The organism is Aeromonas sp. 102P (genome assembly GCF_051920345.1).
Lineage (GTDB): Bacteria > Pseudomonadota > Gammaproteobacteria > Enterobacterales > Aeromonadaceae > Aeromonas > Aeromonas veronii.
Genome location: NZ_JBQBCZ010000001.1, coordinates 337,443 through 350,236, shown reverse-complemented (window position 1 = coordinate 350,236; position 12,794 = coordinate 337,443). Strand labels below are relative to the sequence as shown.

The window sequence follows — 12,794 nt, the reverse complement described above, 5'->3', positions numbered from 1 at the left end:
CAGCATATGAAGCCGTTTTTGCAGGAGTTTTCCGATGATCAGAGGCAAGCAGTTCGTGGATGTCCGGTTCGAGCAACAGGATGTGGAGGGGGAGCAGTTCTCGGAGTGCCGCTTTATCGGCTGCAACTTCTCCTGGCTGGATTTGAGCGATAGCCGCTTCATCGACTGCAGCTTCTACGATCGGGAGAGTGAACGGGGCTGCCTGTTGCAGGGTTGCGATCTGCGCGAGGCCAGCTTCCTGCGCTGCGATCTCACCATGGCCGATTGCAGCCGCAGCCAGTGTCTGGGGTTGGAGATGCGCGACTGTCAGGCGGTCGGTATCAACTTCAGCCACGCCAGCTTCGCCAACCAGATCACCGCCAAAAGCTACTTCTGCGAGGCCCATCTGACCGGCAACAACTTCAGCTATGCCAGCTTCGAGGGCTGCCTGCTGGAGAAGTGCGAGCTGACCGGCAACCGTTGGCAGGGGGCCAACCTGTTTGGTGCCTCGCTGGTGGGTTCCGAGCTCAGCGGCTCCGAGTTTGGCCAGATCGACTGGACCAGCTTCAAGCTGCAGGGCTGCGATCTGCGCCAGTGCGACCTGCCGGGGCTGGATTTGCGGCGGGTCGATCTGCAAGGGGTGCAGATCAACGAGGATCAGCAGCAGACCTTGCTGGAGCAGATAGGTCTGGTTGTCTTCCCCTGAGCCGAGCGAAAAATTAGGTAATTTTTCATCAAATTAGGCCGACAGTGGGTAGGGCGCTCCTGAAACGACAAAAGCCTGCGTGATGCAGGCTTTTGTTCGTGAGCGTGTGACGCGTTTGTCGGCCGGGTTGACTCAACCCTTGGCCAGCCATTTGGTCGGGTTGATCGCCTCGCCCTGATAGCGAATTTCGAAATAGAGGCCCGGTCTGTCCTGACCGCCACTGTCACCGACCAGTGCCACAGGTTCACCCTGTTCCACATTCTGGCCCACCTGACGAAGCAGCGACTGATTGTGACCGTAGAGGCTCATATAGCCCTTACCGTGATCGATTACCAGCAGCATACCGAAGCCATCGAGCCAGTCGGCGTAAACCACTTGTCCCGGTGCGACCGCCTTGACCTGAGTTCCTTCGCTGGCGCCGATCAGGGTGCCTTTCCACTTAAGCTGGGCGGTGCGCGGCGAACCGTAAGAGATGAGGATCGGTCCCTGCACCGGCCAGCGCAGGCTGCCATTGGTCTTGAGGCCGCTGTAGTGACCGGCACTGCTGATGCCCGAGCCGCGCTCCGGTTTGCTGCTGGCCACCTCTTCGGCCGGTTCTGCCGGTTTGACGGTTTTGTTCTGCTGGGCGGCGAGTCGTTGTTGCTCGGCGCGGCGCTGTTCGGCCAGCTTGCGCTGACGCTCCTGCTCCGCTTTCAGCTTGGCCAGCCGTTCCCGCTCGGCCCGTTCACGGCGCTCCTGCTCTTCGCGCTTGCGACGCAACTCTTCCAGCCGGGCTTTCAGCGCTTTCTCCGCCTTGACCAGCTTGGTGAGCTTCTGCTCGTCATCCTGCACCGACTGCTGCAACTTGTTGCGCACCTTGGCCCGGCTCTGCTGGCTGGCCAGCAGGGTCTGGTGATGCTCCTGCTGTTCGGCAAGCAGGGTTTGCAGTCTGGTTTCGGTCTCTTTGGTTGCCTGCTGGTTTTTTGCCAGCTTGTCGCGGGTGGCGCGCAGGGCGTCGATGGCCTCGATACGGGCCTTGTTGAGGTAGTCGTAGTAGTCGAGCGAGCGGCTCAGTTTGGCCGGATCCTGCTGATTGAGCAGCAGTTTGAGGTAGTCGTGGTTGCCCGCCTGAAAGGCGCTCTCCGCCTGTTTGGCCAGCAACTGCTTTTGATGTTTGGCTTGAACTTCCAGCGCCAGCTTGTCTTTTTGCAGGGTCGCCAGCTTCTGCTGGTTCTGCTTCAACTGCTGCCTGGTCTGGTTGAGTTTGGCGGCGGCGGCCGAGATGGCCTGCTCGTCAGCCTTGAGCTGGGTATTGAGCTTGGCAAGCTCCTGCTTGCTGAGCTTGATGGTCTTCTGTTGCTCTTTGATCTGGGACTGCATGGTGCCCAGCTGCTGATTGGCGGCCAAAGCCGGTGTGCTGGCGCCAAACGACAGGCAAAAAAACAGCGCGCCGGCCAACAGGCCGACGCGACTGGTTTTCTGTGAAATAACTTCGCATCCCCGCATGGGGAAGGATTATTTCAGAATCATCAGGGGCTTGCCAGTCATTTCCGGCGGTACCGGCAGACCCATCAGGGTCAGCATGGTGGGGGCCAGATCGGACAGTTTGCCACCTTCAACCACCTCGGCTTTGCGACCGAAATAGATGAGCGGAACCGGCAGATTGGTGTGGGCGGTGTGGGCCTGACCAGTCTCTTCGTCCAGCATCTTCTCGGCGTTACCGTGGTCGGCAGTGATCAGGCACTCGCCACCCACTTCGGCCAGGGCGTCGGTCACGCGACCGATGCAGTGGTCAACGGCTTCACACGCTTTGACGGCGGCATCGAACACACCGGTGTGACCAACCATGTCGCCATTCGGGTAGTTACAGATGATGACGTCGTACTTGCCGCTCTTGATGGCCGCAACCAGCTTGTCGGTCAGCTCTTCGGAGCTCATTTCCGGCTGCAGGTCATAGGTCGCCACTTTCGGGCTGGCCACGATCTCGCGATCTTCGCCGGTGAAGCAGGACTCTTCGCCACCGTTGAAGAAGAAGGTGACGTGAGCATACTTCTCTGTTTCGGAGATGCGCAGCTGGGTCTTGCCCTGCTTGGCCAGCCACTCACCCAGGGTGTTGACCAGAGCGGTCGGCGGGTAGGCACAGGCAGTTTTGATGTCGGCCGCGTATTCGGTCAGCATCACGAAGTTCAGCTTCGGCTCAACGGCACGGACGAAGCCGGTGAAGTCGGTGTCAACGAAGGCGCGGGTGATTTCACGGGCACGGTCGGCACGGAAGTTCATGAAAATCAGCGCATCACCATCTTCCATCGGTGCAGCTTCGCCGATGCGGGTGGCTTTGACGAACTCGTCGTTCTCGTCGCGGGCATAGGCGGCAGCCAGGGCTTCGGTGGCGCTCTCGGCGGTGAACTCGCCCTTGCCCTGGGTCATCAGGTCATAGGCTTGCTGCACGCGATCCCAGCGGTTGTCACGGTCCATGGCGAAGTAACGGCCGATCATGGAGGCGAAACGACCCTTGCCGAGCTTGGCGAACAGGGCATCGAACAGCTCGATGGAGGACTGGGCGGAGCGCGGCGGAACGTCGCGGCCATCCAGGAAGGCGTGCAGGTAGATCTTCTCGGCGCCACGCTTAGCTGCCATTTCGATCATGCCCATGATGTGCTCTTCGTGGCTGTGTACGCCACCCGGGGACATCAGGCCCATGATGTGAACGGCTTTGCCGTTGGTCACGGCAGCGTCAACAGCCTTGGCCAGCTCGACGTTCTGGAAGAATTCACCGTCCTGGATGTCTTTGGAGATGCGGGTCAGCTCCTGATAGACGATGCGACCGGCACCGATGTTGACGTGGCCTACTTCAGAGTTGCCCATCTGGCCATCCGGCAGACCGACATCCAGACCGGAGCCGGAGATCAGGGTGCTGGTGTAGTCACGGGCCAGACGATCGAGGTTGGGAGTCTTGGCGGCAGCGACGGCGTTGTGCTCTTGCTTGGTGCTGTAGCCCCAACCGTCCATGATGACCAGAACCAAAGGTTTCTTAGCTGTTGACATAAGACTATGTCCTCTCGGATTGGAAAAAATGCGGGAAATGAAACTAGCGTAATATTACTACATCTGCCGAAATAGTCACCTGATAGCCAAGGGGCGCTCCCGCGGCCCCGCAAGCCACGCCCTTCCTGCCATGATCGATGCCCAATGATGATGGGAGCCTGCTCGCGCTTTGCCGCCAAGATGGCTGATCTTATCAATACCCCCATGTATACTCGGGCCCTTGTCTTGGTCCCTGGATAGTAGAAGATGCAAGAGTATTTGGATTTTGCGGCCCGTAACCCGCTGCTGACCGCAGCCTGGTTGGGTCTGGCTGGCACCCTGGTTTACACCACTGTGCGTGCCCGTTTGTCCCCGGTAAAAACCGTCAACAACCACACCGCGACCCTGCTGATCAACCGCGAGAATGCCACCGTGGTGGATATTCGCAGTCAGGAAGAGTACGCCAAGGGCCATCTGGCCGGTGCCCAGCACCTGCCGCTGACCCAGATCCAGAGCAATAACCTGGGCCCGGTTGAAAAGCATAAAGATGCCCCCATCATAGTGGTGTGCGAGTCGGGAATGACTGCGGGCGGCGCGGGCCGTCAGCTGAGCAAAGCTGGCTTCAAGCAGGTTTATGTGCTCGGCGGTGGCATGGCCCAATGGCGTGCAGAAAATCTGCCGGTAACCAAGAAACGCTGATTTAAGCAGGGCCTGAGCCCACTTATCCATATAACAAGGAATCAAACGAAATGGCTGACGAGATCAACAACCAGGAAGTACAACCGGAATTCCACATCCAGCGTGTTTACACCAAGGATGTCTCTTTCGAAGCGCCGAATACCCCGCACATCTTCCAGAAAGAGTGGCAGCCGGACGTCAAGCTGGATATGGATACCAAGACCAACATCCTGGCTGAGAGCGTGTATGAGGTTGTCCTGACCCTGACCGTAACCTGCAAACTGGAAACCGAAACCGCCTTCCTGTGCGAAGTACAGCAAGCCGGTATCTTCACCATAGGCAACCTGCCGGAGCCGCAACTGGCTCACTGCCTGGCTGCCTTCTGCCCGAACATCCTGTTCCCGTATGCCCGCGAAGCCGTGGCCAACATGGTGAGCAAGGGTTCCTTCCCGCAGCTGAACCTGGCACCGGTCAACTTCGATGCCCTGTTTGCCCAGCACATGGCGCAAGCACAGGCCCAGCAGGCGACTGCGGAAGCCTGATAATGGCTGACCAGATCGCTATCTCGGTCTTGGGGGCGGGGTCTTATGGCTCCGCCCTTGCCATTTCTCTGGCGCGCAATGGTCATCCGACCCTGCTGTGGGGTCACGACCCTGCTCATGTCGCCGAGCTGGAACAAGACCGCTGCAACAAGGCATTTTTGCCTGATGTCCCTTTTCCCGCCGATCTGCAGCTGACTGCGGATCTGCAACGTGCGGTACAAGCTGCCCCCGTGCTGCTGCTGGTCGTGCCAAGCCATGTATTTGGCGATGTGCTGACCCGGATCAAACCCTTCCTGCGCCCCGATACCCGTATCGCCTGGGCCACCAAGGGTCTGGAGCCGGACAGTGGCCGTCTGCTGCAGGATGTGGCCCGTGAAGTGCTGGGTGACGAGATACCGCTGGCGGTGATCTCCGGCCCCACCTTCGCCAAGGAGCTGGCTGCCGGTCTGCCGACCGCCATCTCGGTCGCTTCGACCCACGACGAGTTCGCCGACGATCTCTCCCACCTGCTGCACTGTGGCCGCTCGTTCCGGGTCTATACCAATCCGGATTTCGTCGGTCTGCAGCTGGGTGGGGCGGTGAAGAACGTCATCGCCATCGGTGCCGGCCTCTCCGACGGGCTCGGGTTTGGCGCCAATGCCAGAACCGCGCTCATCACCCGGGGTCTGGTGGAGATGCAGCGTCTGGGTGCGGCGCTGGGTGCCGATGCCAAAACCTTTATGGGGATGGCGGGGCTCGGGGATCTGGTGCTCACCTGTACCGACAACCAGTCGCGCAACCGTCGCTTCGGGCTGGCCCTCGGGGCTGGCAAGGATGTGAACACCGCCATGACCGAGATCGGTCAGGTGGTGGAGGGATATCGCAACACCAAAGAGGTGCATCTGCTGGCGGCCCGCTGCGGCGTCGAGATGCCCATTTGCGAGCAGATCTTCAAGGTGCTCTACGAGGGTAAGAACCCGAAAGAGGCGGCCATCGCCCTGCTGTCGCGAGACAAGAAGGACGAGTAATCTGCCGATTACCCATGCAAAAGGCCCCGCCAGATGGCGGGGCCTTTTCTTTGCTGCAAGGGCTGCAAATCAGTAGTAAGAGTGGTCGCCGCGCTGGTGCTCGGTGGCGTCTTTCACACCGTTGAGCTCACCCGGGAACTTCTCCAACAGCTGCTTCTCGATCCCCTCTTTCAGGGTGTAATCGACCATGGAGCAACCGTTGCAACCGCCGCCAAACTGCAGGATGGCCAGTTTGTCTTCAGTCAGCTCGACCAGGGTGACCTTGCCACCGTGACCGGCCAGCATGGGGTTCACTTCGGACATCAACACGTACTCGATGCGCTCGATCAGCGGCGCGTCGTCGGCCACTTTACGCATCTTGGCGTTCGGTGCTTTCAGGGTGAGCTGGGAGCCCATCTGGTCGGTCACGAAGTCGATGGTGGCATCCACCAGGAAGGGGGCGCTCAGGGGATCGACCATGCAGTCGAAGCCGCTGAAGGGCAGGTGTTGATCTTCCGGGTCCACGGCATCGGGCGGGCAATACGATACGCCACACTCGGCATTCTGGGTTCCCGGATTGACCACAAACACCCGGATATTGGTGCCATCAGGCTGTTTTTCCAGCAGTTTACGGAAATGGGCCTGGGCGGCGTCGGAAATGCTGATCATCACTATCCTCATAAACCTGAGTGTACGACTAGGGTATTCATGATAACGCGGTTATTAATGCTTGGGTAGCATGCCGATGTCTACTTGCTGTGCCGCAGGGTACGACAGATCGCCCACACTTCTACGTTTGTGATGCCGCTCTCATGGAGCAGACGGCTGAGCTGACCGGCGGTGGCGCCTGTGGTCACAACGTCATCGAGCAGGGCGACATGATGGTATTGGTGGGAGCGGATCCGGAATGCCCCGCGCAGATTGCGCCGCCGCTGCCCGGCGCTCAGGGTTGTTTGTTGCGGGGTCGCCTTGATGCGCTGCAACAGGGTGTTGTCGCAGGGAATGGCGGTGAACTCGCCAAGGGCTTGCGCGATCTCCTCCGCCTGATTGAACCCGCGCCGCCACTGCCGCCACCAGTGAAGGGGAACCGGAATGATCGCTTCTGGCGGCTCGCGGCTATCCAGATGATCGGCCAAGAGGCGTGCCAGTAGCGGCGCCAGCAGGATCTGGCCGGAATATTTGAGCCGGGGGATCAGCATGGGGTAGGGGGTTTGGTAGTCGCCGATCACCTGCAACCGCTCCCAGGGGGGAGGTCTGCGCTGGCAGCGGCCGCAGACCGGTATGCTCTCCTCTATATAGTCAGTCAGCGGTGCGGCGCAGAGGCGGCATCTCGGCTGTGACTGGTGCAGCGCCTGCCGACACCAGCTGCAGAGCAGGGGCTCGTTGTCGCAAGGCTGATGGCAGAGCAGGCAGCTCCCTTGCCAGTCACCGTGGCTGCCTAGCAGCGGGCTTGCTTTAGCGAGCAGTCGCTTTAACATGCTGACCCCAAGAGCATGAACAGGGATCTTGAGTCTAGATGAGCATATCGGTAGAGCAGTTTGGCCAGGGGCCAGATTTGGTGCTGTTGCACGGGTGGGGGATGAACGGTGCGGTCTGGCATGGTGTTGCCCAACAGTTGGCGCCCCACTATCGGGTTCATCTGGTGGATTTGCCCGGCTTTGGCAACAGCCCGCTGGCAGACGAGGTGGATTACAGCCTGCCCTGGCTTGCCGAGCAGGTGGCCGCCATCTTGCCGCAGAAGTGCCATCTGCTTGGCTGGTCGCTCGGCGGTCTGGTGGCAAGCCAGTTGGCGCTGACGCATCCCGATCGGTTGCACTCCCTGATCACGGTAGCCAGCTCTCCCTGTTTCATGGCCCGCGATGAGTGGCCGGGGATCGCCCCCAAAGTACTGACCGGTTTCAACCAGATGCTGGCAGGGGATTTTCGCCAGACCATAGAGCGCTTTCTGGCGATCCAGGCAATGGGCAGTGAACATGCCCGGGACGATATCCGCCAGTTGCGCCACTGGCTGGCCGAGCGCCCGGCGCCCCAGTTTGCCGCACTCGAGGCCGGGCTGACGCTGTTGGCCGAGATTGACCTACGCGAACCGCTGCGGGAGCTGGATCTGCCCTGGTTGCGGATCTATGGCCGACTGGATTCATTGGTACCCAAGGCCGCCATTCCCCTGCTGGATGATCTCTACCCTGCCAGCCGCAGCGTGACCCTTAATAAGGCCTCACACGCACCTTTTATCTCCCATCCTGACGAATTCATTGAAATCGTTCGAGATTTTGTTGGCTAAAAAATAGCCTGCAAGCTTCATTAATCCTCTGGTCTGGCGGATAATTAAGCTGTGACCAGAGGAGTAACACCATGCGTATTGATTCTGCTTTCAACAGCGGGGTACAGGGATTTCAGCGAGCCGAGCAGATTGCCGACAAGGCATCCAGTCAGATCGCCCGCCTCAACACCCCCAGCGGGGATCAGGTGCAAGTGACTGATGAGCTTGTCAATCTCAAGGTGGCCGAGCAGCAGGCTGGCGCTTCCGCCAAGGTAGTGCAGACCGCCAGCGATATGATGGGAACCCTGATCGACATCCGGGTGTGAGATGAACATCAATGTCAGTCTGCCTCCCCTTATCCCGACACAGCTGCAACCCCAGGTGGAAGCGGCGAGGACGGATAATCGCCGGGCAGAACTGATCCCACAGGCACGAGCGGGCCAAGCCTCCGTTGCCGAATCCGAAGTCGGCTCCCAGAAAGAGAAATCCAAAGCCGGTCAGGCCTCCAGCAATCAGAGCTCCCAGAATAGCCGTGAAACCGGGCAATTAGCCCCGACGACACTGCCAGACAATCGCTTTGTCGAGGCCACCGGCGAGGATGGGCAGCGCAAGCAGCAAGATCCCAAACAGCAGGAGCAGCAACAGCGGCAAGAGCAGCAGGTTCAGGATCTTGTCGAGCGTGACAAGGAGGTGCGCACTCACGAGCAGGCGCACCAGTCTGCGGGTGGAGAGTACGCCAGCTCGCCCACCTATCAGTTTACGCAAGGGCCGGATGGCAAGCGTTATGCGACGGGTGGCGAAGTCCAGATCGATACCAGTGTCGTACCCGGTGACCCTGCCGCTACCATCGCCAAGATGCAGCAGATCCGCTCTGCAGCGCTGGCGCCTGCCGAGCCTTCCGCGCAGGATTTGGCCGTTGCACGCAGCGCCGCCGCCAGTGAAGCCAAGGCGCGCAAAGAGCTGATGGCCGAGCAGAGCGCGAAATCGGGCGGTGTGCTGAGTGCCTATATGGACAAGCGCAACAGCGTCATCGCGGGCCACTATCAACAGGCTGTCAGCCCGGCTTCTACCCTGTCCCTCAGTCTGCATATCTGAATCACCCTCGCCAAACTTTCAGCTGCTTTGCCTGTTTTGCAACTAACCTGAAGATCAGGCCCATTCCAATTTCACAGGAGCTGTCATGCATTTCGATGAAGTCAAAGCGGAAGATTTCACCACCTTCTCCCGTGTACCGCCCCCCCACCTGCAGATGGAGCAATTTCTGATGCAGCTCGGAGGAGGAGGAACTGAAGGAACCAGTTTTAAGAAGAAAGTGATGCTGGCGGCTGGCTGGAGTCACACCGGCGTCGTCTCTTACGGCAAGTATCCGCAAGAGGCCTGCAAGGCATTCAACCGACTGCGGGAGGTGCTGGCCCAGCATGGAGAGCCCGAGAGCATTCTTGCTGCCCTGACGCAGTGATCCTGAGCTTCGCGTGTAAAAAAGCCCCTTGCGGGGCTTTTTGCATTCAGAGGCGTTCCGGACGGTTTCGTTACTTTTTCGCTTTGGAGAGCGCCGCCGCGAAGGCGTTGCCCATGGCACCACCCATAGGGGCGCTTTGGCGCGGCTCATTTCTTGGTTTGGCGTTGCCAGCACTGCTGTTGCGCGCTTCAGCCGACTTGCGGGCGGGTTGCCCTGCCTTTTCGTCGAGGCGCATGGTCAGGCTAATCCGCTTGCGCGGGGCGTCCACTTCCAGCACCTTGACCCGCACAATGTCGCCCGCCTTGACCACCTCACGGGGATCCTTGACGAAACGGTCGGTCAGGGAGGAGATGTGCACCAGCCCGTCCTGATGAACACCGATATCGACGAAGGCACCGAAGTTGGTGACGTTGGTGACCACCCCTTCCAGCACCATCTCGGGCACCAGGTCGCTGATCTGCTCCACCCCTTCCTTGAAGGTCGCGGTTTTGAACTCGGGGCGCGGGTCGCGGCCCGGCTTGTCCAGCTCGCCGATGATGTCGGTGACGGTAGGTACGCCGAATTGCTCATCGGTATAGTCGGCCGGTTTCAGGCTGCGCAGCAGGCTGCTGTTGCCGAGCAGGCTCTCAACTGTCTGCTCCAGCTTGGCGAGGATCCGCTCCACCACCGGATAGGACTCCGGGTGTACCGCCGAGCTGTCGAGGGGATTGCTGCCGCCGCGAATGCGCAGGAAGCCGGCACACTGTTCGAAGGCTTTGGGGCCGAGTCGGCTCACTTTCAGCAACTGCTGACGGCTCTTGAAGGCTCCGTGCTCATCCCGGTAGGCGACGATGTTCTGGGCCAACGTTTGGGAGAGGCCGGAAACCCGGTTGAGCAGGGCGACCGAGGCGGTGTTCACATCGACCCCGACCGCGTTCACGCAATCCTCAACCACGGCATCCAGCCGGCGGGCCAGCTGGCTCTGGCCGACGTCGTGCTGATACTGGCCCACCCCGATACTCTTGGGATCGATTTTGACCAGTTCGGCCAGCGGGTCTTGCAGGCGGCGGGCGATGGAGACGGCGCCACGGATCGAGACGTTGAGATCCGGGAACTCCTGAGAGGCAAGTTCGGAGGCGGAGTAGACCGAGGCTCCTGCCTCGCTCACTACTATCTTCTGCGCTTTGGCGGCGGGGTAGCGCTCGAACAGATCGCTCACCAGTCGGTCGGTCTCCCGCGAGGCGGTGCCGTTGCCGATGCTGATGAGCTCGACCTTGTGTTTCTGGCACAGCTCTCTCAGGGTCTTGAGGCTTTGATCAATCTGGCGTTTTGGTTCGAACGGATAGATGGTGGCGTGATCGACCAGCTTGCCGGTGGCATCCACCACGGCAACCTTGACCCCAGTGCGGATGCCCGGATCCAGCCCCATGGTGCAGCGCATGCCCGCCGGGGCCGCCATCAGCAGATCCTTGAGGTTCATGGCGAACACCTTGATCGCCTCCTCCTCTGCCGATTCGCGGATACGGCCGATCAGCTCGGTCTCCATCTGAAGCGACAACTTGATCTTCCAGGTCCAGCTCACCACCCCTTGCAGCCATTTGTCGGCCGGGCGGTTCTGCAGATTGAGCTTGAGGTGGTGGGCAATGATCCCTTCGCAGGGGCTGGCACTCTCATCGTCACCGGTTACCAGCGCCAGATTGAGGATCCCTTCATTGCGGCCGCGCAGCATGGCCAGCACCCGGTGGGAGGGGGCCTTGTGCAGGGGTTCGTCGTGTTCGAAATAGTCCTTGAACTTGGCCCCTTCCTGCTCCTTGCCTGCCACAACGCGGGCGCGCAGGGTGGCATTTTGCCACAGGTAGTCGCGCAGCTTCTCCAGCAGGTCGGCCTGCTCGGCGAAGCGTTCCATCAGGATATAGCGGGCGCCGTCGAGGGCTGCTTTGCTGTCGGCAATGCCCTGTTCGGGATTGAGGAAGGTGGCTGCAGCTTGCTCGGGATCCTGCATCGGGTCGCTGAGCAGCAGATTGGCCAGCGGCTCCAACCCGGCTTCGATCGCCATCTGCCCCTTGGTGCGGCGCTTGGGCTTGTAGGGGAGGTAGAGATCTTCCAGTCGGGTCTTGCTGTCGGCGCCATTCAATTCGCGCATCAGCTCGGGGGTCAGCTTGCCCTGCTCTTCGATGGAGCGAATGATCACCTGACGGCGATCTTCCAGTTCACGCAGATAGCCGAGGCGGCTCTCCAGAGTACGTAGCTGGCTGTCGTCCAGACCGCCGGTCACCTCTTTACGGTAACGGGCGATAAAGGGCACGGTCGAGCCTTCATCCAGCAGGCGCACTGCGGCCTGCACCTGCTCCGGGCGAGCATTGAGCTCACCGGCAATCTGTCTCTCTATGGTTTGCATCATGATGTTGTTGAGGGCCTCTGTGGTCGAGTCCGCGCCATCAGGCGCCAAGTGTGAGCACTATATGGGGTCGTGTTGCGGGATGCCACCCTGCGCCGGGGTCTGCACCCGTCAGACTGATAAGTCGCAGGGGAGAGCGCATATCTTGCCATTGCACCTGTGACTCAGGATGTGCCTGTGGCAAGCAGCTCACCAGTAGTCCGGCTATTTGGGGTAGCTGATCTCGTTGATATACCAGCAGACGTCACCAACTGGCGTACGGACGATGGCTTCATCACCGACCTCTTTCTTGAGCAGGGCGCGGGCCATGGGGGAGTCGATGGAGATGTAATCCTTGCGCTCGAAGATCTCGTCATAGCCGACGATGCGAAAGCGCTTGGTCTCGCCCTCTTCGTTTTCCACCTCGACCCAGGCGCCGAAGAAGACCTTGCCCTCCTGCGCGGGGGCATAGTCGACGATCCCCAGCTCTTCGAGGCACTTGCGCAGGTAACGCACCCGCCGATCGATCTCCCGCAGCCGCTTCTTGTTGTACTGGTAGTCGGCATTTTCGCTGCGATCCCCCAGACTGGCGGCCCATGCCACCTTCTTGGTGACCTCGGGGCGCTCCTGGCGCCAGAGGAAATCGAGCTCTTCTTTCAGCTTGTTGTAGCCTTCGCGGGTGATCAGCTTTGTCTTCATGGTGATGCGGACCTGGTCAAAGAGGGGTATTCATCGCTAACTGCTCCGGAATATTAGCTTTTGTCCTCTTGCTGTCGAGGGAAATCGTGATGGCTCGGCTGGCGCCATTCAGGGAGTCGCTGGCCA

14 protein-coding genes are annotated in these 12,794 nt (G+C 60.2%); 8 read left to right on the top strand and 6 right to left on the bottom strand.

The window, feature by feature from the left end:
* Positions 1-34: 34 nt before the first annotated feature.
* The gene (locus ACTG1K_RS01760) at positions 35-685 is read left to right on the top strand and encodes a Qnr family pentapeptide repeat protein (RefSeq protein WP_374880129.1); all 651 of its coding nucleotides are present in this window, start codon (positions 35-37) and stop codon (positions 683-685) included.
* A 132-nt stretch (positions 686-817) separates the two neighbouring features.
* Here ACTG1K_RS01760 and envC read toward each other — a convergent pair whose 3' ends face one another.
* Together envC and gpmM are read right to left on the bottom strand one after the other, a co-directional pair.
* Complete coding sequence (gene envC / locus ACTG1K_RS01755) at positions 818-2,170, bottom strand: murein hydrolase activator EnvC (RefSeq protein WP_440004741.1); 1,353 nt, start codon at positions 2,168-2,170, stop codon at positions 818-820.
* A gap of 9 nt (positions 2,171-2,179) precedes the next feature.
* Complete coding sequence (gene gpmM, locus ACTG1K_RS01750; RefSeq protein WP_421284604.1) at positions 2,180-3,709, bottom strand: 2,3-bisphosphoglycerate-independent phosphoglycerate mutase; 1,530 nt, start codon at positions 3,707-3,709, stop codon at positions 2,180-2,182.
* 246 nt (positions 3,710-3,955) lie between these two features.
* On the opposite strand from gpmM, the gene ACTG1K_RS01745 reads away from it, so the two are divergent.
* The 3 genes from ACTG1K_RS01745 to gpsA are packed head-to-tail and all read left to right on the top strand — an operon-like array spanning position 3,956 to position 5,915.
* Positions 3,956-4,387 (top strand): rhodanese-like domain-containing protein, encoded by a 432-nt coding sequence (locus tag ACTG1K_RS01745; protein ID WP_005340640.1) that lies wholly within the window; start codon positions 3,956-3,958, stop codon positions 4,385-4,387.
* A gap of 50 nt (positions 4,388-4,437) precedes the next feature.
* Entirely contained in the window at positions 4,438-4,908 is a 471-nt protein-coding gene (gene secB, locus ACTG1K_RS01740) for a protein-export chaperone SecB (RefSeq protein WP_042054222.1), read from the top strand.
* 2 nt (positions 4,909-4,910) lie between these two features.
* On the top strand, positions 4,911-5,915 hold the full coding sequence (gene gpsA / locus ACTG1K_RS01735; protein ID WP_005356865.1) for an NAD(P)H-dependent glycerol-3-phosphate dehydrogenase: 1,005 nt from the start codon (positions 4,911-4,913) through the stop codon (positions 5,913-5,915).
* Positions 5,916-5,984: 69 nt separating this feature from the next.
* Here gpsA and nfuA read toward each other — a convergent pair whose 3' ends face one another.
* Together nfuA and ACTG1K_RS01725 are read right to left on the bottom strand one after the other, a co-directional pair.
* The gene (nfuA, locus tag ACTG1K_RS01730) at positions 5,985-6,563 is read right to left on the bottom strand and encodes a Fe-S biogenesis protein NfuA (protein ID WP_005340636.1); all 579 of its coding nucleotides are present in this window, start codon (positions 6,561-6,563) and stop codon (positions 5,985-5,987) included.
* Between the two features lie 80 nt (positions 6,564-6,643).
* A complete protein-coding gene (locus ACTG1K_RS01725) occupies positions 6,644-7,372 on the bottom strand; it encodes a ComF family protein (RefSeq protein ID WP_440004740.1) in 729 nt (242 codons plus the stop codon).
* A 38-nt stretch (positions 7,373-7,410) separates the two neighbouring features.
* On the opposite strand from ACTG1K_RS01725, the gene bioH reads away from it, so the two are divergent.
* From bioH to ACTG1K_RS01705, 4 genes are all read left to right on the top strand, one after another.
* Positions 7,411-8,175 (top strand): pimeloyl-ACP methyl ester esterase BioH, encoded by a 765-nt coding sequence (gene bioH / locus ACTG1K_RS01720; protein ID WP_425856567.1) that lies wholly within the window; start codon positions 7,411-7,413, stop codon positions 8,173-8,175.
* A gap of 71 nt (positions 8,176-8,246) precedes the next feature.
* The gene (locus ACTG1K_RS01715) at positions 8,247-8,480 is read left to right on the top strand and encodes a flagellar basal body rod C-terminal domain-containing protein (RefSeq protein WP_075113715.1); all 234 of its coding nucleotides are present in this window, start codon (positions 8,247-8,249) and stop codon (positions 8,478-8,480) included.
* A 1-nt stretch (position 8,481) separates the two neighbouring features.
* Complete coding sequence (locus ACTG1K_RS01710) at positions 8,482-9,249, top strand: putative metalloprotease CJM1_0395 family protein (RefSeq protein ID WP_439971415.1); 768 nt, start codon at positions 8,482-8,484, stop codon at positions 9,247-9,249.
* 85 nt (positions 9,250-9,334) lie between these two features.
* Positions 9,335-9,613: a hypothetical protein gene (locus ACTG1K_RS01705; protein ID WP_005355353.1), complete on the top strand. Its 279-nt coding sequence runs from the start codon at positions 9,335-9,337 to the stop codon at positions 9,611-9,613.
* A 70-nt stretch (positions 9,614-9,683) separates the two neighbouring features.
* Here the strand turns inward: ACTG1K_RS01705 and ACTG1K_RS01700 are convergent, their stop codons facing one another.
* A complete protein-coding gene (locus ACTG1K_RS01700) occupies positions 9,684-11,993 on the bottom strand; it encodes a Tex family protein (protein ID WP_440006787.1) in 2,310 nt (769 codons plus the stop codon).
* A 201-nt stretch (positions 11,994-12,194) separates the two neighbouring features.
* Positions 12,195-12,668 (bottom strand): transcription elongation factor GreB, encoded by a 474-nt coding sequence (gene greB, locus ACTG1K_RS01695; protein ID WP_005342682.1) that lies wholly within the window; start codon positions 12,666-12,668, stop codon positions 12,195-12,197.
* Positions 12,669-12,794 lie beyond the last annotated feature (126 nt).